Genomic DNA, 24,066 nt, shown 5'->3' with positions numbered 1-24,066 from the left:
CCTCCGGCGCCGCCCGCTCGTGGACGCTCACGGGGTCCGCCGCCCGGTTTACCGACCCAATGCCAAGCCTGGCAGTCGGCACATCGACCGAACGACGGATCGTGAGATCCTCGAAGGCCGAAGGCCCGAGCTGACGGGCGGCCTTGGTGACGAGCGCCGGCTCGTTACTGTGCCCCCACGCGGACCGTGTCGGGCTGCCAGATCCGATCGCGACCAATTCGGCTTCCTCCCAGCCGAATACGACCAGCTTGGGGGATCAGCCAGGGGCGACCGCTCACGACCATGCGCGGCCCATCACTTCAGGATTGTTCAGATCCTGTGCAAGTTCGCCGAGACGACTGAGGTCGCTGATCGTGACCGGTACGGCGGGCCGGAAGGCGGTGAAGTCTTGGACCGCTCGGTGATCACCGCTGACCTGATCAGGTTTGTCCGGCCTCACGAGGGAACCCCAATCAGTGCCGCCAGCACTGCGCTGTAGTTGATCCGTTCCTGCTCGAGCCGCACTGCGGAGCCGAAGGTGTCCTCCACGAGGTCTCGGTAGAGGTCGGATTCGGTCTCGGTGAGCCGGTTCAGAGGAGTCGATAAGGGGGTGGGTTCGGTCACCCATTGGCTTTCGTGGGCGAGCAGGGTGGTTCGGTCCATGAGAATGGATTCGGCGTGTGGATGGTGGGCCCGCAGGCGGTCCAGAATCGCGAAACCGTGGGTGTCTATGTCGCCCCAGTAGCGGATGCGCCGCTGGGCCAGCCAGTCGAGCGCGTCGAGCTGGGTCAGTGCGTAGCCGCCTCCGAAGAGGGCGAGGGCGCGCGGCAGTTCGGGTAGGGCCAGGTAGGTGATCTCGTTCTCGACGATGATGACGGTGTCGGCGTCGGGTGGGCGGGCGGCGAATTCGTCGAGGCGGACGGTCACTTCGCTGAATCCGGCGGTGCGAGTGTGAGGGTCGAGCCAGCGGACGCGGACATAGCGCGGTTTGCGGCGGAAGCCGTAGCGGGCCGCGAAATCTGATGCCGGATAAGCGGTGTCGATGCGTTCGGGGGTCAGCTGGCGGTCGAGCAGGCGCGCGAGGACGCGCTGATGTTGTTCGATGAACTTCGTGTCGATTCCGGGTACGTCGATCTGGCGGAGGTAGCAGTCGGTTCCGGCGGTGGCGTCGATCCATCGCACGGTCGCGATGATCTTGCCCCACACTTCGGTCAGATCCAGCGCCTGCAAGGGATATTCGAGCATCCAATCCGCGAGCGCGGGGGCGGTCTCGCGGGTGTGCTCGAGCTGCGCGGTGAACCGGCGCACTGCGGCTGCCACGCCCAGCAGTGACCAGAGCCGGTCCCAGTCCTCGATCCACACCCGGCGTGGCACCTCATTGGCGCCGATCAAGCGTCCGCCGACGGTGTGGTGATCCAGGCGCAGGCCCGGACCCTCGAGTTGCCGCCAGGAGCGCGCCCACTCACGCGCCGCCCCGAGGTCTGCGGCGATGTCGCGGGCGGTGGGGCCGCGTAGCGGAATGTCCAAGGGCAGCAACGTCGTACTCTGCGCATACGCGGCCAGCAGCTCGCCGGAGGTCCAGCGTCGCCGTAGCCGGGTGATGAGGTCGGTGCGGGTCGACCAGGCTGTCACCGCGGTTCCTCACTCCGGGTCTCGGCCGCGTGGCGGCGTTGCCGGTACTGCTCGATGGTGAGGGTCTGGATGCGGGAGTAGCTGCCGGATTTGTTGTCCACGAACCCGACCGAGGACACATACGGCTCGATGACATGGATCTTCTGCAATGGGGTGACGATCAGCAGTTGCAGGCCGAGCCGGCCGAACAATCCCAGCGCGAAGCGCGTCGACTCGTCCGAGCCGCGACCGAACGCCTCGTCGATCACCACGAACCGGAAGGTCTTGGACGGCCCCGCATCCCATTCGAGTTTGAACTGGTAGGCCAGGGACGCGGCGAGGATGGTATAGGCGAGTTTCTCTTTCTGCCCGCCGGATTTGCCGCCGGAGTCGGTGTAGTTCTCGTGCTCGGTGTCGTCCTCGCGCCAGCGTTCGGAGGCCGCGAAGCTGAACCAGTTGCGCACGTCGGTGACTCGCCGGGTCCAGGCGCGGTCGGCGTCGGTGTGTCCCTCCCGGCCGCGGAAGCGCTCGATGAGTGCCTTGACCTGAAGGAATTTCTGCTCGGAGTACTGGTCGTCGTCGCGCAGCGCGCCGCTGGTGCATTCCCGCAGCTGGGTTTTGAAGTCGCGGATGTCGACGTTGGGTGTCGGGGTCAGTTCCAGGCGCACGTAGCGTCCGGGGTTGTAGTCGATGCCGACCAGCGAGCGGTTGATGACTTCCACCCGGTCGCGGATCAGCGACACCTGCTTCTCGAGTTGCGCGTGCAGGTCGGCGATATCGCGAATGGTGTTGGTGTTCAGGTATTCCTTGAATCGGGCTTCGAAGCGGGGGAGGTCGTCGGCGGCGAGTTTGCGGTGCAGTTCGGCGTAGCCGTCGGCGGATTCGAGGTTGTCATCGAGCTCGGCGGTCTCGAGCGGGTAGCTGCGCCGGAAGCCGGTCATTTTCGCGATGGCCCGGGTGGCGGCGGCGCGTTGTTCCTTGGCGACGGTGTCGGCGCGGCCGGTCAGGTCGCGGGTGATCCGGGTCTGGGCGGCGTCGCAGGCTTCGACGGTGTCGGCGGGGTAGCGGCGTGCGGTGTCGGACAGTGCAGTGAACAGGTCGCGGGCCGGAGCGCAATCCGGTTGTGAGAGCAGCTCTTGCACCGCTGCCAGGCTGGTTCGCGCGTCGGCGATCCGCTGTTTCGCCACGGCGATGTCGCCATTGAGTTTTTCGGTCCGCTTGTCGGCCAGGTCCAGCTTGTCCGACACCCGCCGCAGCTGGTCGGTGATCGTCCGCAGTTCCCCCGAGGAGCTCTCGAGCTGTTGTTTCTCCCGTTCCAGGTCGTCGATGGCGCGGACGGCTGCGGCCCAGTCCAGTTCGTCGAAACTGTCGAATTCGGCGAGCCGGGTCAGTGCCTTGGCCTGCGAGTTCAACTCGTCGAGCCGCTGCCGGGCGGTCTGCTGCGCGCGCTCGAGCCTGGCGAGTACGCCGGTCAGTCGCTGCGCGTCGGCCAGCAGCGCGTCGATCTTGCCCTGGTTGCTCCAGCCCAGCACATAGTGGCGGCGGTCGTCGATGCGGTGCCGGTCATCCTTCTCGTGCCGGCCGCGGCCGCCCTTCACCTGACCGCTGCGGGTGAGAGCCGTTCTTGCGCGGCGGAATTCGGTCATGGAGTCGACGCACTCGTAGTCGGCGCGGTGGCGCAGCTCTCGATCGAGCCAGTCGGCGAAGGGCGACTGCTTGATCTCCAATTTGGTGTAGAGGGCGCGGTCGGCGACCGGCGCGGGACGTTCCGGCGCGGGGGCGGTGGCCACCCGGAAGTACACGAGGCGCCCACCGAGATGATTGCCGTCAATCCAATCCGAAACGGCCGCATAGTGTTCGGAGGCGACCAGCAGGGCGAGCCCGAATCCGTGCAGCACCCGCTCGGCTGCGCCCTCCCAGGCGCTCTCCTGCGGCCGGACCTGGATCAGCTCGCCCGCGTAGGGCAGTGCGGTTTCGGCCAGCCCGATCGCCGCGCACAGCCGCTGGCGCAGGGTCAGCTGCTGGGCGGGGATATTGCTGGGCCGATCGCGCAGGCTGCGCAGTTCGCCGTTGACACTCTCGGCGTCGAGGGTGGCGTCGCGGTGCTGAAAGGCCAGTTGCTGCAGCTCGTTCTGGTGGGTGGCGACGGCGTCGTCCACGGTGGCGGTGTTCTCTCCGATTTCCCGCCGCCGCGTGCCGAATTGCGCCGCGTCCTGGACCGGCCGCAGTCCGGCCGTGCCGAGTAGTTCGCCGAAACGTCTGGCTTTGCTCTCGCGCGCCACCCGGTCGTCGGCGAGTCGTTTGATGTCCCTTTCGATTTCGTTCAACCGGTTGCCGCCGTGCCCGGCTCGTTCCAGTTCGAGGCGGCTGTGTTCGGTGCGCAGGTCGGTGACGGCGCTGACCGCGCGGGTGTGCTCGGCGCGCAGGTCGGCGAGTCCGAGGCCGCGGTGCGCAATCATGTCGGTGAGCAACTGTTGTTTGCGGTCGGCGAAGTAGTACGGCAGGGCGGCCCGGCGGGCGGTGAGACTGTCGATCTCGAGGGTGCAGCGCTGGTACTGCGCGCAGTCCGCGAGCAGCGGGTCGAGCAGGGCGAGCTGTTCGCGTGCCTTCACGACCGCGTCGTGCGCGTCGGTCAGGTCTTCGAAATGGGTGACCAGTCCCCGGATCAGGGTTTCGGCGTCGAACGGCTCGAGCATGTGGTTGCGGACGAAATCGTTGAGATTGCCCACCGATTTCATCGATACCGTCTGATGGAACAGCTCCATCGCCTGCTCGGATTCGATGCCGAGGCGGCGGCGGAAATCCTTGCCGTAGGCGGGAAATCCGTCGTGGACGCTCGCGCCGGCCTTGCGCAGACGCCGCTTCAGCACCGCGATGTCGCCGTCGAAGTCCGTGAAGTCGGCGGCGACGCCGAGTGCGGTGTCGGCGGTGAGATAGAACCGGTCGGGCTGGCCGGTCGAACTCTGGTCGCGGAACCAGAAGAATTGCGCGAGCGTGACATTCGACCCGAAGTCGCTGTTGGTGAAGACGGCGAGCAGTACCGCGAAGCTGTTGTGCCGGCGCAGCCCGACCGGCCGGCTGGTGCCGGTGGCTTCGTTGCGTTCGGATTTGTAGTGGCCCAGTACATACGAGCGCAGGTCGCGTTCGCGGGTCTCGGCGCCGGCGGCCTTGTTGTAGGAGATCCGGTTGGCGGGCAGCAGTAGCGTGGTGAGCGCGTCGACGATGGTGGACTTGCCCGAGCCGATGTCACCGGTGAGCAATCCGTTGCGGCCGTCGGGGGTGAACGACCACACCCGCTCGTCGAAGGTTCCCCAGTTGTAGACCTCGAGCCGGGCGAGGCGGAACCCGGGGGTGGCATCGGGGTCGTGGGGTTCGGGAGTGTTCATCGCTGGTCGTCTCCGGTCAGCGTGGCCGCGTACTCGGCGAGCCGTTGATCGAATTCCGAGAGCCACTGCCCGTCCACGAACGCCTTGAGAATGCGGCGCACCTCGTACAGGTTCCGGTCGCCGAGCGGGCGCAGGAATCCGAGCTCCTTGACCTTGGCGATATGGGTGTCGATCTGCTCGACCAGCCGCGCCTCATTGCTGCTCTCGGGTAGGAACACCCGCACCATCTCCACGATCTGCTCGCGGCTGAGCACCACCTTGGCGGCGCCGTCCTTGGCGTCGTGCTCGGCCAGCCGTTTCCGCAGCAGGGCCAGCAGCAGGCTCACGTGAAAGGACAGCGGCCGCCGCGGGATCAGGCGCGGGATGGCCGGTCCGTCGGGTTCGCCGATCTCGGGCAACGACCGCAGGAACGCGTAGCCCTCGGCTTCGTCGACGATCACGGTCAACCCGATCACGGCGACGTAGTCGCGCACCTGGGCACGCGCGGCCAGCAGCTGCCGCCACTGCTTGTCGTGGGTGTCGCGGTAGAGCACGCCCTTGAGCAGATGGGTCACCACCTGCGACAGCTCCGTCTCGGCCGGGGCGGTCATGCGTCCTCCTTGTCGATGCCTCTGCGCACGAAGGTGATTCGCGGAACAACCCCGGCGCGTTCCGTGCCGTCGCCGTCCTGCCAGTGCACCCGGTCGCGCTGCCGCTCGTCGAAGTCGACGGTGAAATCGGGGTCGTCGAGCGACAGGTAGGTGACCAGTTCGGCGAGGCCCTGTTCGAGTGGATGCTCGCGCAGCAGGGCCGGCAATCCGATCTGGGCCCGCTGCCGCAGCGCACCGCGCACCGAATCGGCCAGCCGCACCGGGTCCACGAACACCTGCTGGAACAGCAGTTCCGCATCCACCTCCTCCGCGGCGTCGGTGATTCCCGTGGTCATCAGCGCGGCCTTGTCCGCGACCCGGTAGAGCGGCCGTTCCATCGGCAAGCCCAGATCGGCGGCGGTGGCGTCGAGCTCGACGCTGACCCGCGGATCACGAATCTGCCTGACGCGCAGCGCATTCGACTCGATATTACGCAGAATGTCCATGACCCTACGGTTTTCCAGCCACACTTGATCGTCGAGGAAGCGGCGCAGCTGTTCCGACAGCAGCCGAACGGTGGCCTGGGTGCGGCCGCCGGCGTCGAGCCAACCGTGATGGATGCGCCGCATCCGCGGATCCGGTTCGCCGATGGCCGCCAGCTCCTGCACCTTGGCCAGCAGTTCGGTGAACTCCACCTGCTTCTCATACGAGAGCAGGAAGTCGTAGAACGCTTGAAAGCTGCGGCCCTGATCGGATTCGGCGATCGCGTCGCGCGTGCCGAGCATATCGTCGAGCAGCCCGGCCTTGGACCCGTCCCAGGTGGCGATCCGCTCCCGCAATTCCCGGTCGAGTACCCGGAAATTCGCCTCCACCTCACGGAAATCCGCGAGCAGCTCCCGCGCCGTGGTGGCGAACTGCTGATACCGGTCACGCAACGCCACCTGGTCGAGCGGCGAGAACCGCCCCGCGGCAACGCTTTCGATCTCCGCGTCGATCTCCTCGCGGCGGCGCCGCAACTCCGCCAGCCGCACCGCCGGATCGGTCTCGGCCCCGAAAGCCATCTGCCGCAACAACTCGAACACCGTGTTCAGTCGTGACTCGGTCCCGACGAACGACCGCTCGGCCAGCACCTTCACCCACGCCAGCGCCTTCTCCACCGCGGGCGTCGCGTCGAAATGCGCCTCATCCGAACCCGGCGGATAGAACTTGCGTAACCACCCCGCCTCCGGCGCGGCCCAATCGTTCAGATACGCCGCCGCGGCTTTGGGAAACGTGCCCGCCCCCAGACGCTCGTTCAACGCATACAGCACATCGTCGAGCCGATCCGCCAACTCCGCCGACGCCATCGACCGCGCATTCTCCTCGACGAACACCGCGCCCAGGAATGACAAGACCAGCGGCGCGTTATCGGCCCGCAGCAACCGCCAGGCCGGATGCTGTTTGCGCAGCGACTCCAGATGCTCGAACTGCATGATGGGGCTTTCGACCGGCGGGGGAGGGACGTGAAGCATGATAGGCGTCGGCTCCGACAGGAGTCGGCGCGTGATTGCCGCAACCCGAGATTGCCGAGGGGTACTACTGCGTTGGCCGCGGGGCGCCGATGGAATCCGGCTCGAGGTGCGCTCTGATCCCAACCGCTGTGTCGCAGAACTGATTCCGCCGGGCAATGACGAGCTGAGCTTCTGGCAGGAGACCGTATCGTTTCAGACGGCTATGGCTGCCCTATGACCAGTCGTTGGGCCGGGGTTAGCGGTAGCACGGCTGCCCGACTTCGAGCTGCCGGATTGATCTATCGAGTCAGGTACGGGCCAGTTCGAGTCGTGCGTCCTCTCTCGTCGTCAGGCGGTTTCGCGCAGGCTGGACAAGACCCGGATCGCGTCAGCGAGTCGGACCATGCGCTCGGGCTGCTCGGCTGCCAGACCCATTTCGATGTACTGGCGGATCAGCATGCTCGCGGTGATGCAGTGTTCGGCGGCCGTCTCCCGGATGCGGTCCCGCAGTTCGGCGGGAATCTTCAGGGAGGTGGTGACCATGCCGGTTTCGATCTCGTCGGCGGTCGGGGGCTGCTGCGGCGCGGCGGACGGGGTGTCGTCGAAGGTCAGGTTGCCCAGGAACGCGGTGGCCTCCTCGGGTGTGCACGGGTAGCCCTGGTCTGTCGGGTCGCTCATTGGTTGGCCTCCCATGCCTTGTACTCGGTGAGCTGGTGTTCTCCCATCGGCGCGGCCATCAGGATTTCCCATGACGTGGAGGGCGACGGTAATTGCCAGAGCATGACGACCAGTCCACGGCCCTCGTAGCTGCGGCCCCACGTGGTCAGCACCGGTAGACCTTGGTCGGTCCGGCCGGCCGTGGCCACCGGCGAGCCGAGTACAGGACTTCCATCACCTCCCAGGTGTTGACCTGGAACCGCTGGAGGAACTGCTTGGCAGTCGGCGACCACTCGTACTCCACGACACGACCGTAATACCTTCGTATTACCTGGTGGGCAGTTTTGCCGCCGAACAGTCGCCCTGGTATCGCTTCCGTTCAACGCCGATCAGGGTTGCGTCCACCGAAACATGTTCGTACCCTGCGGCTTTGGCTGCTAGGAGGGTATTCGGCAGCAATGCTTGGTGCGCGGCAGAGGTGTCGATTCGGCGGCCGTCCGATAGTGCGGGATGTGATGCTTGAGCTGGCTGAACGTTAGATTCGACGACTGGACTGCGCCTGGTACGAGGTCGATCGGATCCACCAGTTTTCGTTGGACAGGCTGGGATCTGAGGTCGTGGTAGCTCGGTCCGACAGGAGGTCAGGGTTCGTCGTTGCTGAGTTCGACGAGTTCGATGGGCCAGGGCAGAACCCGCTCGATGGGCTCCCAGCGTTTGCGGTCGTGGGTGATGATCTCCCAGTCGAAATGCCGGGCGACGGCGATGGTTTGCGCGGCAGCGGGATCGGTGTGCTCGGTTGCCGCGAGTATGTCGGCGAGCTCATTGGTATCGGCCAGGGTCATCAGACCGGCCAGGGCGATAGCGGGGTTGTTGTCGATCATGCCGTCGAGTCCCTCGCGCTGCTCCTCGTTGAGGCCGGCTTTCGTCGCCGACAGCGCCAGCGCGGGCACGGCAATACGGATGTCCCGGTCAGCGAGGTGCGCGATGAGGCTGATGGTGGTGAGGGAGTCGTGAGCGTAGGCATGGAGCACGGTGTCGTCGAGTACGTACCCGGTGTGCGTCATCCGCGGGCAGCCCCCCGCGCGGAGGCACGGTCGGCAAGCATGTCGGCCAGACGGGCGCCGGTTTCCCAGGCTGCGGGGTCTGCCTGAGCAGCGGCTTTGCGTGTCTCCCAAGCAGTTCGGGCACGGGTCTTCACCGACTGGGCGATATCCATCAAGCGATTGAGGGTCTGATCGACGGTTTCGTCGGGCTCCGCGAAGTCGGCGAAGCGTTCACGTGTGGACGCCAGCGTCGACATGGTGGTCTTGGACCGCTTCGTGTCCCGGTCTTCGGCTGTCATGCTGAAACTATAGCGATAATGGTGAAAATATTCCGCGTGCGGATTGGCCCAGCCGGATGGTGGTGCCAGCTGAAGGCGAGGACGCCGACCGCGACGATGACCATCTGCACGAATCTCATTCTGCGGCTTCAAGACCTGCCCGGATCTCGGTGTAGTCCCCTGCACCGCGGTCGGTGAGGCCACAGTGCAAACGTGGTCGACGCCGGCGCCGACCAATGGCGACTCCGCGATTTCGACAGACCGATCGGACTACCGCTCACCCGCTGAGAACCCGACCTTGCTGGAGCGTGGCACGTTCCCCGAGAACGGGTCGGGACGGACAAGAATCAGTCACGTCGATCGACCGTGCGAAATCGGACGCTGGGCCGAAGACCCTGTGTCAGCTGTCATCAAGCGGCTCAGATGATCGACGCACCCTTCCTCCGGTTGCACGGTCCGCACAGGATCTGGAGATTCTCCGGGGTGGAAGCACCGCCCATGGACACCGGGATGACATGGTCGAACTGCAACTCGATGTTCGCTCCGCACTGTCGGCAGCATCCGTGGTCTCTAGTCCAGACCAGCTGTTTGACGTCATCCAGGATCGCGCCGCGAACCGGGCTGGTCCCGCTTCGCTAGAGTCGAACATCGGATGCGAGGTCGGGGGCAGGAGAAGCAATGGGAATCGGTGTGCGGCAAGGTGAGCGCTGATGGCCCCACCTGATGGTGCGACGCTGGCCGTCGACCCCAACGTGTATTACCAGGCGGCGAAGAGCCTCGTCACTGTCGCGGGCGATATCGGCACCGCCGTCACCCGCGATCTGGTGCCGGGCCTGGCGGCCAGTTCGGGGATGGCTGGTAACTATTCGGCGGTGACCGGCTGGAACACCGCCTATCGCAAGCACGTCGGCGATATGAGGACCGCGATCATGACCTGTGCGGCCGCGCTGGCGCACTTCAGCGACATTCTCAATATCGCCGGATACAACTGGGATGCCGCTGAGTACAACGCGAATCCGAGTCCGAACAAGGGGACACCGCCGCAGCAGCCAACGCTGGGGACGGTGAAACCGGTGGGGGCCGATGTCTTCCCCGAAACCCCGGATCCCAGCGGCGACAATGGCGCTGGGCTGGTGATCGCGCCCGACTGGCAGAGCCCGACGCCGTGGACGGGAGCGCCGAACGGGCGTGTCGACGCGCTCTCCGCGGCGTCTGCCGCGTGGGATGCCTTCGCCTTCAGCGGCGAGTTGCTGACGTCACCGATGACACTGTTGGACGTGCGGAATTCCTTCATCGGTGTGCAGGCGCCCGAAGTGCAGGATATCGAGGCCGCATTGGATGCGCTGAAGACAGGGGTGGAGCAAATCGGCAATGTCGCAGCCACTCTCGCCATCCAGACCGGGTACCACCGGGACCGTCTCATCGACGCGCGCCAGAAGCTGTCCGACGCCGCGCCGGGAGCGTTCCCGACCCATCCGGGTGTCAAGGTGACACCGACGACGAGTAATACCTCGCTCCGGGTTTCGGTGGCTGCGACGCTCAGCGTGATCGACGTGCTCAACGCCGCGAACACCTTCAACGTGACGGCACGCAACACCTCACTGTTCACCGACTTCGCCAAAACCAACTATGCCGCCAACGGTTTCGTCGCCTCGGATGCGCTGAGTGTCCTTCCGCAGATTCAAGCGCTGTCGAAGTTGCCATTGCTGGCCGAATCTGGAAACCAGGGCGACAATACTGCGTTCATCGGAGAATGGGACAACATTGCCGCCTGGTATTCCCCGACGGCAAAGTTGACACCCGTGAATCTCGGCGCGTTGGATGCCTATGGACCCCAAATGAAGTCATGGGCCGAGCTGGCGGTGAAGTACGGGAACGAGGCCGGAGTCGATCCGCGGCTGGTGCTCGCCATGGCGCTGCAGGAGGGAGCTCCGCTCCGTTCCGGGCTGGGAAGCCACTTTTACGATGACCTCCAGGGTGGGCCATCGACCTATAAGCCCAAGTCCCAGAATGGCATTGATGCCGGGAACATATGGGACTCCGCGCGAGTCAAAGCCTCCGAGCTGGGCATCGACAAGAACGGTGTCGGGAACTCCATCGGTCTCACGAATATGAAGGTGACGCCGTTCAACGAGGTCAAGGCAAAGTACCCGGAGCAGTTCAAGGGAAAGGAATGGTCGGATTTGGTGGGAAACGATGACCTGGGTATGAAGGCGGCTGCCTACAATCTGAAAATGCTCAACGAGGACGCGGCCACCCAAGCGACGCCGGAAGTGCGCGCGAGCCAGCCCAAGGACCAGTTCCTTGGGTCCGGCTACAACGCCGGTGGTACCTGGGAACGTTCGCTGGAGGTCGCCACGGGAGCAGGTGTGTTCCTGGAGGACGACCAGCATCATGAGGTAGAGCACGGAAAGAGCACCATCAACGTCGTCGCGCTCGCGGACACCATCCTCTGCGGAAGCGGGGCGTATCGGTGAGGGGCCTGGTGCGCGGCGACAGACGATGGGTTCGATGGGGGCTCGGTGCCTTCGTGCTCATGATCGGTGTGCTGCTGCTGGCATGTGGCTATCAGCGTTTCGAATCCTGGCGCAGCCTTCCGGTCGAAGCGACGCGAATAGCTGAAGCGACTACTGTCGCTGGGTTTTCGCGCACCGCGATAACGAGCTATACGGATGACGATCGGTCCTTCGCACATGTCTATTTCATCGGCCCCGCGCCGAAGCCGGATCCTGTGGCGGTCGCGTCGGTGCCGACGATCCAGCTGAACGGTTCGATCCCGCCTTCCAGCCCGCCGGGCGTCGATACGAAGGTGGGCGTGGTTGCGAAGGGTAAGCGTTCGGATGGATGCATGGCATCCGTCTCATATCCCGCGAATCTGGATCTGGATGCGAGGAGATCACAGTTCCATCTGTCCGCCGAGCAACTCGCCGCCGTGTTCAAAGGTGAACAGGTGGTCATCGATGTAAGCATCGGAAACTGTGGCAAGTGAGGTATGCGGATCCGAACCTCATCCGCAACCGAGCATCGCACTGTTCGTTTTCGCCGCGCTGCTGTAGTGGGCATGCGCATCGCGGGCGGCCCGCTTCATCTCCTCGATTCCGTCGGAGACCTCGGCCGCGCCGGTCAGCCACTGCTGGAACGCATCGGACTGGGCGTCCGCCGCGGGTCCGGTCCAGCTCCGCTGGACCGAGGCGATCCGCTGCTGTAGCCCCGACAGGCTATCGGCGAGAAAGCTGGTGAAGGACGATATCTGATCCTGAATGCCTTCCAGTTCAGACAGATTCACCTGAAAGGCTTGCGAGTCGTTCATCATTCCCTCCCCAGCGGGATCGGTTCGGCAGCGGTTCAGAGTGAGCAGAAGTCGCCGGAGTTGCCTTGATCCATGTCCGTGTACATGGTGGCCGAGACGCCCAGCAGTTCGGCCATGGATTTCAGGGCCTCCAGCACGTCGTGTGCTCCGGCATGGACTTCTTCCCAGCCGTGGCGGTACTGATCCGCGGAGTTGCCCTTCCATGTGGTCAACAGGCTCGTCACCTCGGCATCGAGCGATTTGACTCCGCGGATCAACTCTTCGGCTGTCAGTTGCACGAACCGGCCGGCATCGGTCACGTCGGCGGGTACAACGTGGAAGCCCTCCCCGGGCGTAGCCGAGCTCGATGTCATGAAGCCCCCTTGGTTCAACCCGCACAACGAATCCGCGTTAGCCTACCCGTAATCGATTGGTGCGCTGAGGGTCTGGTATCGGCAGCATCGCGCTTGTCGCGAACTTGGCTGGACCGCTAGGTTCTTGATCGGCGCGTTCCGACGAGATCGCGGGTTCGTGCCTCGACGAAGGGGTTGCCGATGAGTGCCGAACTCGAACAGCTGGCCGAAGACAACGCGCGTCTCCACAGCGCGATCGTGGAGGTTCGCGGTCGGGCCGAAACCCCCGGCGGCACAGTGGCTGTCGAAACCGACGTGAACGGAACGATCACCGACCTCCGTATCGAGCGGTCGGCGATGTCGGTCGAGCCGGCCCGGTTGGCTCAGGCCATCACGCAATGCCACCAAGCCGCCCGGGAACGAGCGCAGGCAGAGGCCACTAGGGTCTTCGCGGAGCTGCGGGATCGGCCCGAGGCGTCGAGAGGGAAGGTCTCATCGGACCCACGGTCCGGGGCCGCGGAGTGGGAGGAATCGACTCCGCTCCGCATAACCCATTCGTTGTGACGTCACCTCGACCACGAGGCCGCCACCCGCCGCCACGCTATGGACACCAAAGTTTGTCGAGCGTTTCAAAGAATCGATCGAAGTCCTGGTCCATTTCACACCGATCGGCCGGCGAAAGCCATCCGAGTGGATCCGAGAATGCCAGGTCACCGAGATCTGGGCCGGTCCATCCTTTGAACCGTCGGCAAACTGCACACCACGTATAAGTGATGCGCGTTGTCCGATGCGCCGGTTGCAGGGATGGATCTCTCATACCAAGAGAGGATGGAGAAAAGGGGTCTGAGGATGCCTTATTGATATTGACATGGAACGGATCGGTTGCGGTTCTTGTTGTTTCGGTGGTGACAACTGCGGTTGGACACGCGCAGGCGTAGCGGGTGTTCGGGGTGTCGGAGGGATATTCGTAACTGGCGCAACAGGTTCGCCGCTGGTGGCGTGGTGGGCTTGGAAGCGCAGCGATCGGGCCGCCGATCGGGCGAGAACGCGAAGCTGCCGGCGTCGCAGGCCGAGGCTCTGACGGATGCGTTGATCGTGTTCACCCCGGAGCAGTTCGAGGTCGGTGGGCTGTAGTGGACGTTGCGCAGGGCTGCCGAGCTTGCCCGGCGGTTGTTCGAGGCGTTGTTCGCCGAGCGGGACATGGGGAAAGGGCTGCGCCGCATGAGTTCCAGCGCCTGGACCGCCGTGCGCTCGAAGCGAACCTCGAGGCGATGGCCGAGTGGGTGAAGCGCACCTTTCCGGAACTGGCCACGCGCGCGAAAGCCGAGGGCGTGGTGATCCTGTTCGGTGACCAGGTCGGTGTCCGCGACGACGGGCTTTCGGGGCGAATCTGGCGCTGGCGTGGCCAAACCCGGTCGTGACCCGTGCAGGATCTGACTTCTGGTGGTTGATTCGCAGCTTCAGTGCACGTGGGTGTGACGAAGGCACACGGACCCGGCGAAGCCGTTCGCACGGATCGGGGTGTCGACCGGCTGGGCGAGCGCCCTGACGACTGCGGCCGTCGAGCGGGCCGAGAAGTGGAGTGTACGTTGACGATTGAAAGCGGCGCCAAGACATGTGTCGCAAAGGCCCTGATTCTCAAGAGGTTTCGGCTCGGCACGGCTATCGTGTCGTACCGTAGAAGAACAGCGGCACTGTGGCTGCGGGGTGTGGGGAGAATGGGGGATGTGTGACGCGTGAGGCTGAACGGCGGGCGCGGATCCTGCGGTACTGGCGGGCGGTCGAATACTTCAGCCCGCAGCGGGTGGACCCGGTTGACCCGGCCAAGGGGATGCGGAAAGCCGAACGTGGGCGGGCGCTGCCTTGGGAGCCCGGGGCGCGGGCTCATGAGCGGTTGGAGAAGAAGAATGTCTGGCGGCATACCGTCTATGCCGGGGTCTTCGAGCTGGGCAAGGTTCGTGAAGTGCTGGGGGCGGTGCTGCGAGCGCCGGACGAGGAACTCGATTTGGATTCGCGCGCAGGCGGACACAGTGCGTTGCTGAGCTTCACCGTGAATGCTGACGGGCTCTTGATTCGTGATTCGGTCACAGTGTCGTCGTGTGGGTGGGCGATCGGGCGGACCGTCGATCCGGGGCCGAACGATGACCAGTGGCTGACTGGGTTCGAGGCGACACAGCGGGAGATTCTCGGCGTTGCCTTCGGGATCGGGGACGGGCGGGTGCCGATCATCAGCGGTGGGGCCGCATCGTCGGTGTTTGGGCCGGTCGCCGGGATGCTGTCGCGGGTGGCTGTGGAGTCCATCGCGGGCGGTATCGCCACGGTGATCAGCGGCAGCGGAGTGCCGCTGGTGGGCGCGGTGGCCGCGCAGGTGGTGACCTGCGTCGGGGAGGAGATTGCCGGGCGGGTCGGTGACGTCGTATCCGATGCGGTCGGAGGCGGCGATGACGCCGAGTCGGAAGTTGATCAGCCGCCGCTGCTCGGTGCCAAGGCGCTGACTCTGGAGGATCTGGCCGCCCTCACCCGCTGGGTGGCCGAGCGGTTGGGTGTCGCGGAAGCATTGCAGCCCAACGTTATTCGCATCAAGAGTCGGCAGGTCCACGCGAACCACGCCGACGATGCCGGGGCGGACGAATTTCTCAACAGTTTCTACGTCGAAGACTTGGAGCGGGTCACCACCGCGGTCTCGGAAGGAGATGTCGGCGCGGCGTTGAGCGACTACCTGCGGGACGACGCGAGCATTGATGTTCGCGGCCGCGTCGATGTCCGCACCGCGCCCAGGGAAGTGCTGCAAGGGCTCACGCCGGATGCGATGCCGCCGGGGCGGTGGCCTGCCAAGCCGGCGCATCCACTCACCCTGAGTCAGCAGTTCGCTGTCAATGAGATCTACCATGGTCTGCGGGATCCGCAAGCGCGCGGCATCTTCGCCGTCAATGGCCCGCCCGGCACCGGCAAGACCACGCTGCTGCGCGATCTCATCGCGGCGATCGTCGTCGAGCGCGCCATCCGATTGGCGCAACTCGAGGATCCGCGGCAAGCGTTCGAAACCACCGCGCGCACATGGCGAACTGCCGAAACCGGCGGCGTTTCCTACCCCCGTCGGCTGCATCCTTTGATCGGGGAACTGTGCGGTTACGAGATGGTGGTGGCCTCCTCGAACAACGGCGCGGTCGAGAACGTCACGATGGAGGTTCCGGCGACCAAAGCCATTGATGAGGAATCGTTTCCATACGCGGAGTACCTGTCATATCACGCGACCCGGCTGACCGGAGTGAGTTCCTGGGCGGCGATAGCGGCGCGATTGGGACGCCGTAGCTATCGCTCCGAGTTCGTGCAGCGGTTCTGGTGGACGAGTGGAGCCGGTTCGAACGAACCTGAATACGGCTTGTGTGACGTGCTGGAGGCGTTTCGCCAAATCCTCATGGCGGGGGAAGCAGTCGAGGGAGCCCTCACCTGGGACGAAGCCGTCGCCGAGTTCGAGGAGGCGATGGCCGAAGTGCAGCGGCTGGGAGCTGAACGCCAACGGATCGCCGACATTCTGGAGCGCAGTGCCGAGCCTGATCCACAACTCGCACAGTTGCGCGGCCGTGCGGCCGACGCCCAGGCGTACGTCGCCGAGCTCCGGCTTCACCGGGATGTAGTGGTTGCGCAGGTACGCCAGGCGGAGCAACAGCGCGACACCGCGGTTGCCGCGCTGGAGACCGCGTGCACCGCGCTGCGGGCCGCCGACGGAATGGTCGCCCACGCCGCCTTCCAGGTACAGCTCGCGGAAACTGCGCTGCGCGAACATGCTCGGCAACGACCCGGCTTCCTCAAACGGTTGCTGTCATGGGAAGCCAGAGAGAGCTGGGAGGTGGAATCGCTTCCTTACACAGCCGCCGTGGATGCGGCCGATCAGCGGCTCGCGGAGACCGAGCGGTATCAGGCGCATCGACGCGCGACAATCGGCGAACGGCAGCGAGCCGTTGATGAGGCCGCGCACGCCGTCCGGGCGGCTCATGCCCGGCTCGAAGCGTGTGACCGTGAACTCGCCACCGCTACATCGGCACTCACCAGCACAGATCGCAGCGTCCGTCACCGGGAGAATCAGCTGCGCCGTGAAGATCAGCTGCTCACCCAGGCGCGCGAGCGTTGGGCCGAGACGGTACCCGGACCGGAATGGGACGCGGCCGTGGACGATCGCGACGCCATGGCGACCCGCGAGAAGTCGTCGCCGTGGATGGATGAGGAATTCGCTACCGCGCGAACCAAAGTCTTTCTCGCGGCGCTGAACCTGCATCATGCGGTGTTCACCAATGAACCGAAACTGGTGCGGGACAATCTTTTCTGCGTCATGGACGTGGTCAGCGGCGATGCTCCAGCGGAGCTGCCTGCCGAGACGGTGCGGGCCGCTTGGCAGATGTTGTTCTTCGTGGTGCCGGTGATCTCGACGACCTTCGCCTCGGTTTCACGGATGTTCACCACACTCGGACGTGAGGCGCTCGGCTGGTTGTTCATCGACGAAGCCGGTCAGGCGGCCCCGCATGAGGCGGTCGGCGCACTGTGGCGAACCCAGCGCGCCGTCGTCGTCGGAGATCCTCGGCAACTGGAACCGGTCATCGTGCTGCCGTGGTCGGGGCAGCGACGCCTGTGCCGGCAGTTCCAGGTGGACGCACAGTGGACACCGCAAGGATCGTCGGTGCAGTCGATCGCTGATCGTCTGAACCGGTTCGGGACCTGGCTGCCGGATCCGGAGAACCGCGGTCAACTGTGGGTCGGGGCTCCCCTGCGAGTGCACCGGCGCTGCGATCGGCTCATGTTCGCGGTCAGCAATGAGATCGCGTACGACAATCTGATGGTTTACGGCGCCTCCGGCGGAGGTGAGGACGATCTACTGGCCAGAAACACCTGGCTCGACATTCCCGCATCGCCTTCGGGTGAGAAGTGGAATCCGGCCGACGGCCGGTACGTTCTCGCCACATTGAACCTGGTGCGCAGCCGAATTCGGGACCGAATGGAAAAAGAGCTTTCCGAACTCGATGACGAGCTTCCCGACTGGGCCGAATCCGAGGCGACCAAAGCCGCTGAACTCAAGCGCCGGGTTTCGGCGGCGGTCTTCATCGTGAGCCCGTTCCGTGATGTCGTGCATGGTCTGCAACGGGTAATAGGCAGCCGCTTGCCCCGCAAACCGAAGCGTGTCGGCACCATTCACACCACCCAGGGCAAGGAAGCGGAGATCGTGATCCTGGTCCTGGGCACGGCGAAAGATCAACGTGGATCCCGTGACTGGGCAGCACACACCCCGAACCTGTTGAACGTCGCGGTAACTCGTGCGGCCAGACGGTTGGTGGTTATCGGCGACATCCGAGACTGGGCCGAACACAGGAACTTCCAGGTTCTCGCCAGATATGGTCGCCGCGATCGAGACGGACTACTGACAATCGTCGATACCGAGGATTGGTCGGTGCACGGTGCGGACGGTGTCAACTGGGGGCTCTACTGGTCGTAGGCAGGCGGCGCAGCACTTTCCCCATGCCCTGCTCGGTGAGCGACACCCCGAACGCCCGTTGCGCCTGCACGCACGTCAGCCCGTCGGCCAACGCCCCTATCATCCGCATCCGCAACGACTCTTGCGGCCCCGGGGAGAGCGAGATATGAGGAACCGTTCCGGCTCAAGGTATCCCGATCGTCAATGACTGCAGGCCGTTTTCGACGCGGCCTTCGCTCAGGAAGCTCCAATCAGACGAAGCTGAGCCCGGCCGACAATGTCGGCGGGAATCGGTTCCCACCCGAGGTGTTCATCACCCGAAGTCTCCCTTTACTGACATGTCAGAGCCCACCGATGGCTCAGTGAACGTGTATACCGTCGACCTGGGTCGCTAGCTCGACCACGCGAGCGTCCTGCGCACCGAATCGCACCGACATCTGCTGATGCAACCGCTTGAGCCGGTTCAACGCTCCCTTCGGATTGCCAAGGCGCAGTTGGCATATCGCGAGACGCTGCAGGCAGTACATCGCTTGCTCGTCGTAAGGGCCGTTGGCCGCGGTGAGTTCGTCTGCGAGCGTTCGGTACAACTCGGCGGCCGACGCGAACTCGCCAGCGTCGAAGTGACGGTCGGCGCCGCTGCGTCGATCGTCACCGAATACCTGCACCATAGGTGCGGTGCGCGGCTCAACGAAGGCGACCTCGATCGGCGGTGCGATCATCGTGCGCGCCGTCCGGTAGCTCGGCGGCGGCACCAGGGCCTGCGCATACAGGCGTGCCGGGCTGGCAGGTTCGCGTACATCGTCGAGTTCGTCGAGCCCGCACACATGCCGCAGCAGTGTGCTGTGCACGGCGGTTGCGTCACGCGGCCGCTGCTGTGGATCCTTGGCGAGCATGTTCGACACCAGCGCGCCGATTTCGGTTGGTACATCTGCCCGTAACTTCGATACCTCCGGCGGCACCATTTCGATCTGCTTGCGCCACAGTAGGAACGGAGTACTCCCGGTGATCGCCTGAGTACCCGTGAGGAGCTCGTAGAGCACTAGACCCAGCGAATACAGATCGGTCTGCGCTACTACCGGATCACCGTTGACCTGTTCCGGCGCCATGTAGGCGGGGGTCCCGAGGGTCTTGCCAGTGGACGTGAGCCGCGAGACATCGCTGTCCAGCAGTACAGCCAACCCGAAGTCGAGTACCTTCACAGTCCCGTCAGGGCACAGCATCACATTGGACGGCTTGAGGTCACGGTGAAAGATCGATTGCCGATGCGCCGCCGCCAGCACCGCCGCTACTTGCGCGCCGATCGAGGCGACAACCCCGACAGGCAGCATGCTGCGATATCCGGCGGTCCGATCCAGCGGCACGCCGTGCACGAAATCCATCACCAGATAAGGCCGTTCGGGCGGTCCCGGCTCGATTCCCGCGTCGTGAATCGCGGGCAGCCCCGGATGCACCAACCGAGCCATCAGCCTGGCCTCGCGAATGAACCGCTGGGTCCACTGCGGATCCGCAGCGAGATCCGGCCGGGTCAGTTTCACCGCAATCGGGCGCTCGAGGTGTCGATCGTATCCCGCGAACACCTGGCCCATACCGCCGGCGCCGATCTGGGTGGTCAGTTCATACCGACCACAGACGACCTGCGGTTGCAGCGCCACCATCACCCCTCCGTACGTCTCATCGAAGGATCAAAATACCGGATGAGGGCAAGGTCGGCGCTTTGCTGTACCCAAACCTCAAGCAGGTCAAACCATTCGGTCGATCTCGCGCCGTCCGTTACCAGCGCAGATCGTTTGACATAGTTTTCAGCCGCTCTTAGAGTCCTCCGAGCGGCTGGCATTCCAGCCGACTACAGCAGCAAGATAGGTGACAGCTACATGGCCGCCGGGGGCATGGACCTTTCCGAGACCGATTCCTCGGCCTTGCGCGAGCGATCCATACCACTGCTGGCCGGCGCCGACGGCTACCGAAAGGTGCTGCTGCTCGGCACAACCGCCGCAGGCAAGACCACCGTCGTTCGCTGGCTGCTCGGCACCGCACGCGGAATGGGTCGAGGCTTACACGCTGTCCGGCAACGGATCTGTCGCCCGCCGAGCCCACGCGCTCGACGTTCGGATACTGGAACGGGGTCGCCCATGTCGGTAACAGGACGAGCATTGGAATCGGATGCGCTACTGACGAGCGTGGCGCGCCCGATCGATGCGGCGGCAGCCGAGCGAGGCGTCGTGTTCGAGTGAACAGCACCTCGTTGGTGTTCGGTGGCGTCACAACGAAGGAGAAGTGAGTGGTCGCGGCGCAGGAAACCAGTCTGCAGCGGATCCTCGAGGGGAGCTCGCAGTACCTTGTCCCGCTGTATCAGCGGCCGTACGGCTGGGGCGACGAGCAGCTGCGGGAGCTGTGGAACGACGTAATCCAGCTCGCCGAAGATCGTACAGAGGAGCCGGAGTCGACCCACTTCATCGGGTCTGTGGTTTTGGCTCCGACGCCGGCGGGTGTCGCAGGCGCGGTGACCCGCTTTCTCGTCGTCGACGGTCAGCAGCGACTCACAACCTTGACTCTGCTACTCGCGGCGATCCGCGACTACCTGCGGGCAGTCGACGGTTCCGCGAGCCGCGACACCGACCGCATCCACAATCAGCTGCTGACAAATCAGTATCACGACGACCCGGATCGCCTGAAACTGCTTCCGACACAGGTAGACCGACCGGCCTACACGGCCGTCATCGACGGTAGCGCTACCGATGACGACGGCAATATCGGCAGTGCGTATCGCTTCTTCCGCAGTCGCCTTGACGAACTAACAGCGGCCGACGACATGCCCTTTGGGCTTTCGCAGGTCGTCCAAGCTGTGGTCTCGGGACTGTCGGTGGTGTCGATCAGTGCGCACCCCGGTGATAACGTCCACCGAATCTTCCAATCCCTCAATAACACTGGCCTGAAACTTACCCAGGGCGACCTCCTGCGCAACTACCTGTTCATGCGGCTGCCGCATCGCAGTGAAGAGGTCTACCGCACCCACTGGTTGCCGTTGCAGGCCTCCTTGGACAACGAACGCATCGAGACACTGTTCTGGCTCGATATGCTGCACAAGCGTCCCAGCGTCAAGCAGAGCCAGACCTTCGCCGCGCAGCAGGCCAGACTCGAGAAGCTGACCTCGGAAGAACAAATCGTCGCCGAGATAGAACGGATCGCCCGACTCGGCCGTCTGTATCGGCTGATGAGCGAGCCAGAAGCCGAGCCCGACCCCCGAGGTTCGCGTGCGGCTTACCCGCCTCGCCGAGTGGGATTCCACCGCGCCTGCACCGTTGGTTCTGCACCTGCTGCTGCTACGCGACCGCGGCGAAGCCTCGAGCGAGCAGGTTGCGCGAGCTCTGCTGTACATCGAATCGTTGCTGGTGCGGCGATTCCTTGTCGGTCGCGTATCTCAGGGTTTGAATCGCCTGTTCGCGGAAGCCACGCAGCAACTCGACACCGCGCTGCCGGTGGACACCGCGCTGCGTGTCCACTTCTCGGCTGGTCGCAAGCATTATGCGACCGATAAGCAACTGACCGAGGCGATCGTGACCGTGCCGCTCTACCTGAATGGACGTAACGCGCATCGCAAGATTCTGATGACCTGGATCGAGGAATTGTTTCTCTCGAAAGAAACCGTCCAACCGGAATCGTTGTCGATCGAACATGTAATGCCACAAAGTCTTTCAGCGCAGTGGCGCGCTGAGCTGACCGCCGAGTACGGAGAGGACGAGGTCGACGTTCTGCACGAGCGGTACCTCCACACCCTCGGCAACCTCACTCTGACCGGTTACAACGAATCCCTGAGTAACCACGAGTTCGCCCTCAAGCGTGAGACCCTGCGCGCCAGCAGTATCCGCATGAACCAAGACATCGCCGCGCATGAATCGTGGGGCCCGAGCCAAATCGAGAAGCGAGGCCTGGCATTGGCCGAGCGGATCATCGAATTCTGGCCCGGGCCGGCCGACGAATCAGCATTTCCCGACAACCCCACCTGGGCCGCCATGCACCAATTGCTTACGGTGTTGCCCGTCGGCCGTTGGACAACCTATGGCGACCTCGGCAACCTGCTCGGCACCGCAGCCCACCGCGTCGGCACCCGGCTGCGGTCCCACCCAGCGCCCAATGCTCACCGCGTTCTCGACGCACACGGCATGATTTCCTATGGGCCCGGCGACATCCCTGAGAACCCGCGCCAACTACTCGAAAGCGAAGGAATCAGTTTCTCTGCGACCGGCAGAGCCGCCTCCGCCCAACGTCTTTCCTCCGACGAGCTCGGACAACTGCAGATAGCCGCGCAGAACCTTGCCTCAGATCTGGTGCATTGACGGCGAAATAGACGGATGCGGTCACGATTGTTCCTGTACGCCGGGTGCCAGATCATCGTCGATGAACCGCTCGAGCGCTTCCGCGGCTTCCTGGGTTAGTGGGTCTTCGGTTCCGCGCAGGATCAGTAGATCCTCGGACAGCTCGCTCAACGTGGTGCGCGCCTCCGCGCGATGACCCATGAGCGCGAGCAACCGCCCGAGCGCCAGCCTCAACTCGAGCGCCATTTCACTGCAGTCGCTCTGTGTGACGCGCACGTCGTCCAGCACCGCGCGCATTCCGGACAAGGCTTCGGTGAGTTCGCCGAGCTCGATGCGGCAGTCCGCGGCGAACTTGCGACATTGGATCGTCAGCTCGTCGGCGAACCCCTTCACCCGGGCAGAGGCCGCGGCAAGAGCGTCGAATTCCGCTCTTGCCTTTCGGAATTCGCCACCAAGGAAGCGAGCGAGCGCGATATCGAACCGTAGTTCCAGTACCCGCGGGCTATCGGTGCCGAAGGCGTGGCCCGCCGGCTCGAGGATGCTGCTGAGGACATCAGCTGCCTGCAGCGAGCGGCCCGCGGCGAGCAAGTCTCGGTACTCGGCCAGCTGATGTTCCAGCCGCTGCTCGAGCACCGCATCGCTGATCGGGGTGGTGGCGGGCAGCGCGCTCCGGAACCGGGTAGTGGGCGTCGACTGCTCCGGACGCAGAGGTCCGTTGGGGCGTCGGAAAATCGCGGTCGGGTCGGGCACGCCGGACAGATGCCCAGCGCTCGGTCCGGCAGTCGACCCCGGTGGGGGCAGTAACGGAAGCAGTCGCTCGTAGACATCTGCGGCGTCAGCTGGTCGCTGTTCGGGCTCCTTGGCCAGCAGGTCCAAGACCAGCCGGTCCAATTCGGCAGGTACCTCCGCACGCAGTTCGCTGGGCGGAACGGGCGCGGTGGCAACGTGGTCGTTCAGCACGATCGGTGCCGCGCCGTCGAACACCGGGTAGCCGCAAAGCATTTCGTAGAGGATGCAGCCCAGCGCATACAGGTCCGTGCGTGGTGTTGCCTTGGCGCCGATGGCCTGTTCCGGCGACATATATGCCACCGAACCGACAATCGCGCCCGTCATGGTCAGCTTCGGGGTGCCGGTCGTGAGCAGCGCGGCGATGCCGAAGTCGATGATCTTCACGGTGCCGCTGGGCGTTACGAGGATATTATCGGGTTTGAGATCGCGGTGGACAACCGGCAGCGCGTGCGCGTACGAGAGCGCGGTGGCGATTTGCGCGGTCACCGCGACTGCCCATTCGATCGGCAGCGGGGCGCCGGGGTCGAGATAGTGCCGCAACGTGTTGGCGCCTTCGACGAGTTCCATCACGAGGTACACCTCGCTCAGGTCCGCGTCGAGGACCGCGTCGTACACCTGTGGCACGCCATGGTGTCGGATCTGCGCGGTGATCCGCGCTTCACGACGAAACCGTTCGGCGAACTCGGCGGCATCGGTCTGCGAGTGGATCTGGGTGAATCGGATCATCTTCACCGCGATCTCTCGGTCGAGCACGGTGTCGTACCCGCGCCAGACCGACCCCATCCCACCGAACCCGATCTCTTCGATCAGGTCGTACCGCTTACCGATGCGCCGAGTCGGCACCG

General features: G+C 64.6%; 24 protein-coding genes. 9 read left to right on the top strand and 15 right to left on the bottom strand.

Features of this window, described 5'->3' with window-relative positions:
- Nucleotides 1-274 precede the first annotated feature (274 nt).
- From ACWEQQ_RS15700 to ACWEQQ_RS15650, 11 genes are all read right to left on the bottom strand, one after another.
- Complete coding sequence (locus tag ACWEQQ_RS15700) at nt 275-439, bottom strand: hypothetical protein (protein ID WP_452348699.1); 165 nt, start codon at nt 437-439, stop codon at nt 275-277.
- Complete coding sequence (locus ACWEQQ_RS15695) at nt 436-1,611, bottom strand: Wadjet anti-phage system protein JetD domain-containing protein (RefSeq protein WP_452348698.1); 1,176 nt, start codon at nt 1,609-1,611, stop codon at nt 436-438. The genes ACWEQQ_RS15700 and ACWEQQ_RS15695 overlap by 4 nt, the downstream gene beginning before the upstream one ends.
- Entirely contained in the window at nt 1,608-4,976 is a 3,369-nt protein-coding gene (locus tag ACWEQQ_RS15690) for an ATP-binding protein (protein ID WP_452348697.1), read from the bottom strand. The genes ACWEQQ_RS15695 and ACWEQQ_RS15690 overlap by 4 nt, the downstream gene beginning before the upstream one ends.
- Nucleotides 4,973-5,566 (bottom strand): DUF4194 domain-containing protein, encoded by a 594-nt coding sequence (locus ACWEQQ_RS15685; RefSeq protein ID WP_452348696.1) that lies wholly within the window; start codon nt 5,564-5,566, stop codon nt 4,973-4,975. The genes ACWEQQ_RS15690 and ACWEQQ_RS15685 overlap by 4 nt, the downstream gene beginning before the upstream one ends.
- The gene (locus ACWEQQ_RS15680) at nt 5,563-7,017 is read right to left on the bottom strand and encodes a DUF3375 domain-containing protein (RefSeq protein ID WP_452348695.1); all 1,455 of its coding nucleotides are present in this window, start codon (nt 7,015-7,017) and stop codon (nt 5,563-5,565) included. The genes ACWEQQ_RS15685 and ACWEQQ_RS15680 overlap by 4 nt, the downstream gene beginning before the upstream one ends.
- Before the next feature lie 366 nt (nt 7,018-7,383).
- Nucleotides 7,384-7,713, bottom strand: a complete 330-nt coding sequence (locus ACWEQQ_RS15675) for a hypothetical protein (protein ID WP_452348694.1) — start codon at nt 7,711-7,713, stop codon at nt 7,384-7,386.
- Nucleotides 7,710-7,865 (bottom strand): hypothetical protein, encoded by a 156-nt coding sequence (locus ACWEQQ_RS15670; protein ID WP_452348693.1) that lies wholly within the window; start codon nt 7,863-7,865, stop codon nt 7,710-7,712. The genes ACWEQQ_RS15675 and ACWEQQ_RS15670 overlap by 4 nt, the downstream gene beginning before the upstream one ends.
- The gene (locus ACWEQQ_RS15665; protein ID WP_452348692.1) at nt 7,859-7,996 is read right to left on the bottom strand and encodes a hypothetical protein; all 138 of its coding nucleotides are present in this window, start codon (nt 7,994-7,996) and stop codon (nt 7,859-7,861) included. Before ACWEQQ_RS15665 ends, ACWEQQ_RS15670 begins: the two co-directional genes overlap by 7 nt.
- A 337-nt stretch (nt 7,997-8,333) precedes the next feature.
- On the bottom strand, nt 8,334-8,756 hold the full coding sequence (locus ACWEQQ_RS15660; protein ID WP_452348691.1) for a hypothetical protein: 423 nt from the start codon (nt 8,754-8,756) through the stop codon (nt 8,334-8,336).
- Nucleotides 8,753-9,034 carry a hypothetical protein gene (locus tag ACWEQQ_RS15655; protein ID WP_040863297.1) on the bottom strand — a complete coding sequence of 94 codons (282 nt, stop codon included), beginning with the start codon at nt 9,032-9,034 and terminating at the stop codon, nt 8,753-8,755. The genes ACWEQQ_RS15660 and ACWEQQ_RS15655 overlap by 4 nt, the downstream gene beginning before the upstream one ends.
- 398 nt (nt 9,035-9,432) lie before the next feature.
- Entirely contained in the window at nt 9,433-9,597 is a 165-nt protein-coding gene (locus tag ACWEQQ_RS15650) for an HNH endonuclease (protein WP_452348712.1), read from the bottom strand.
- A gap of 126 nt (nt 9,598-9,723) precedes the next feature.
- On the opposite strand from ACWEQQ_RS15650, the gene ACWEQQ_RS15645 reads away from it, so the two are divergent.
- Together ACWEQQ_RS15645 and ACWEQQ_RS15640 are read left to right on the top strand one after the other, a co-directional pair.
- Entirely contained in the window at nt 9,724-11,490 is a 1,767-nt protein-coding gene (locus ACWEQQ_RS15645; RefSeq protein ID WP_452348690.1) for a hypothetical protein, read from the top strand.
- A 59-nt stretch (nt 11,491-11,549) separates the two neighbouring features.
- Nucleotides 11,550-12,002 carry a hypothetical protein gene (locus ACWEQQ_RS15640; RefSeq protein ID WP_452348689.1) on the top strand — a complete coding sequence of 151 codons (453 nt, stop codon included), beginning with the start codon at nt 11,550-11,552 and terminating at the stop codon, nt 12,000-12,002.
- 18 nt (nt 12,003-12,020) lie between these two features.
- Here the strand turns inward: ACWEQQ_RS15640 and ACWEQQ_RS15635 are convergent, their stop codons facing one another.
- Both ACWEQQ_RS15635 and ACWEQQ_RS15630 read right to left on the bottom strand, forming a co-directional pair.
- Nucleotides 12,021-12,326 (bottom strand): WXG100 family type VII secretion target, encoded by a 306-nt coding sequence (locus tag ACWEQQ_RS15635; protein WP_452348688.1) that lies wholly within the window; start codon nt 12,324-12,326, stop codon nt 12,021-12,023.
- Between the two features lie 32 nt (nt 12,327-12,358).
- A complete protein-coding gene (locus ACWEQQ_RS15630) occupies nt 12,359-12,676 on the bottom strand; it encodes a WXG100 family type VII secretion target (RefSeq protein ID WP_354847673.1) in 318 nt (105 codons plus the stop codon).
- Between the two features lie 180 nt (nt 12,677-12,856).
- Between ACWEQQ_RS15630 and ACWEQQ_RS15625 the strand changes: the two genes are divergently transcribed.
- From ACWEQQ_RS15625 to ACWEQQ_RS15610, 4 genes are all read left to right on the top strand, one after another.
- On the top strand, nt 12,857-13,219 hold the full coding sequence (locus ACWEQQ_RS15625; protein ID WP_452348687.1) for a YbaB/EbfC family nucleoid-associated protein: 363 nt from the start codon (nt 12,857-12,859) through the stop codon (nt 13,217-13,219).
- A 438-nt stretch (nt 13,220-13,657) separates the two neighbouring features.
- Complete coding sequence (locus ACWEQQ_RS15620) at nt 13,658-13,789, top strand: hypothetical protein (protein ID WP_452348686.1); 132 nt, start codon at nt 13,658-13,660, stop codon at nt 13,787-13,789.
- 137 nt (nt 13,790-13,926) lie between these two features.
- Nucleotides 13,927-14,076: a hypothetical protein gene (locus ACWEQQ_RS15615; protein ID WP_452348685.1), complete on the top strand. Its 150-nt coding sequence runs from the start codon at nt 13,927-13,929 to the stop codon at nt 14,074-14,076.
- Nucleotides 14,077-14,384: 308 nt separating this feature from the next.
- Nucleotides 14,385-18,140 carry an AAA domain-containing protein gene (locus tag ACWEQQ_RS15610; protein ID WP_452348684.1) on the top strand — a complete coding sequence of 1,252 codons (3,756 nt, stop codon included), beginning with the start codon at nt 14,385-14,387 and terminating at the stop codon, nt 18,138-18,140.
- Between the two features lie 338 nt (nt 18,141-18,478).
- On the opposite strand, the gene ACWEQQ_RS15605 is transcribed toward ACWEQQ_RS15610, so the two are convergent.
- The gene (locus ACWEQQ_RS15605) at nt 18,479-19,774 is read right to left on the bottom strand and encodes a protein kinase domain-containing protein (protein WP_452348683.1); all 1,296 of its coding nucleotides are present in this window, start codon (nt 19,772-19,774) and stop codon (nt 18,479-18,481) included.
- A gap of 216 nt (nt 19,775-19,990) precedes the next feature.
- Here ACWEQQ_RS15605 and ACWEQQ_RS15600 point away from each other — a divergent pair, with 216 nt between their 5' ends.
- The 3 genes from ACWEQQ_RS15600 to ACWEQQ_RS15590 are packed head-to-tail and all read left to right on the top strand — an operon-like array spanning nt 19,991 to nt 22,453.
- Complete coding sequence (locus ACWEQQ_RS15600) at nt 19,991-20,350, top strand: hypothetical protein (RefSeq protein ID WP_452348682.1); 360 nt, start codon at nt 19,991-19,993, stop codon at nt 20,348-20,350.
- Between the two features lie 47 nt (nt 20,351-20,397).
- On the top strand, nt 20,398-21,654 hold the full coding sequence (locus ACWEQQ_RS15595) for a DUF262 domain-containing protein (RefSeq protein ID WP_452348681.1): 1,257 nt from the start codon (nt 20,398-20,400) through the stop codon (nt 21,652-21,654).
- Complete coding sequence (locus ACWEQQ_RS15590) at nt 21,596-22,453, top strand: GmrSD restriction endonuclease domain-containing protein (RefSeq protein ID WP_452348680.1); 858 nt, start codon at nt 21,596-21,598, stop codon at nt 22,451-22,453. Before ACWEQQ_RS15595 ends, ACWEQQ_RS15590 begins: the two co-directional genes overlap by 59 nt.
- A gap of 21 nt (nt 22,454-22,474) precedes the next feature.
- Here the strand turns inward: ACWEQQ_RS15590 and ACWEQQ_RS15585 are convergent, their stop codons facing one another.
- On the bottom strand, nt 22,475-24,064 hold the full coding sequence (locus tag ACWEQQ_RS15585; RefSeq protein WP_452348679.1) for a serine/threonine-protein kinase: 1,590 nt from the start codon (nt 24,062-24,064) through the stop codon (nt 22,475-22,477).
- Nucleotides 24,065-24,066 lie beyond the last annotated feature (2 nt).

The organism is Nocardia sp. NPDC004123 (assembly GCF_053603795.1).
This window is presented reverse-complemented; position numbering and strand designations above follow the sequence as displayed.

Excerpts from the sequence above, each read along its gene's own strand:
- ACWEQQ_RS15690 (WP_452348697.1), bottom strand. The coding sequence starts at position 4,976 with ATGAACACTCCCGAACCCCACGACCCCGATGCCACCCCCGGGTTCCGC.
- ACWEQQ_RS15685 (WP_452348696.1), bottom strand. The coding sequence starts at position 5,566 with ATGACCGCCCCGGCCGAGACGGAGCTGTCGCAGGTGGTGACCCATCTG.
- ACWEQQ_RS15680 (WP_452348695.1), bottom strand. The coding sequence starts at position 7,017 with ATGCAGTTCGAGCATCTGGAGTCGCTGCGCAAACAGCATCCGGCCTGG.
- ACWEQQ_RS15675 (WP_452348694.1), bottom strand. The coding sequence starts at position 7,713 with ATGAGCGACCCGACAGACCAGGGCTACCCGTGCACACCCGAGGAGGCC.
- ACWEQQ_RS15660 (WP_452348691.1), bottom strand. The coding sequence starts at position 8,756 with ATGACGCACACCGGGTACGTACTCGACGACACCGTGCTCCATGCCTAC.
- ACWEQQ_RS15655 (WP_040863297.1), bottom strand. The coding sequence starts at position 9,034 with ATGACAGCCGAAGACCGGGACACGAAGCGGTCCAAGACCACCATGTCG.
- ACWEQQ_RS15645 (WP_452348690.1), top strand. The coding sequence starts at position 9,724 with ATGGCCCCACCTGATGGTGCGACGCTGGCCGTCGACCCCAACGTGTAT.
- ACWEQQ_RS15640 (WP_452348689.1), top strand. The coding sequence starts at position 11,550 with ATGATCGGTGTGCTGCTGCTGGCATGTGGCTATCAGCGTTTCGAATCC.
- ACWEQQ_RS15635 (WP_452348688.1), bottom strand. The coding sequence starts at position 12,326 with ATGATGAACGACTCGCAAGCCTTTCAGGTGAATCTGTCTGAACTGGAA.
- ACWEQQ_RS15630 (WP_354847673.1), bottom strand. The coding sequence starts at position 12,676 with ATGACATCGAGCTCGGCTACGCCCGGGGAGGGCTTCCACGTTGTACCC.
- ACWEQQ_RS15625 (WP_452348687.1), top strand. The coding sequence starts at position 12,857 with ATGAGTGCCGAACTCGAACAGCTGGCCGAAGACAACGCGCGTCTCCAC.
- ACWEQQ_RS15615 (WP_452348685.1), top strand. The coding sequence starts at position 13,927 with ATGGCCGAGTGGGTGAAGCGCACCTTTCCGGAACTGGCCACGCGCGCG.
- ACWEQQ_RS15605 (WP_452348683.1), bottom strand. The coding sequence starts at position 19,774 with ATGGTGGCGCTGCAACCGCAGGTCGTCTGTGGTCGGTATGAACTGACC.
- ACWEQQ_RS15600 (WP_452348682.1), top strand. The coding sequence starts at position 19,991 with ATGGCCGCCGGGGGCATGGACCTTTCCGAGACCGATTCCTCGGCCTTG.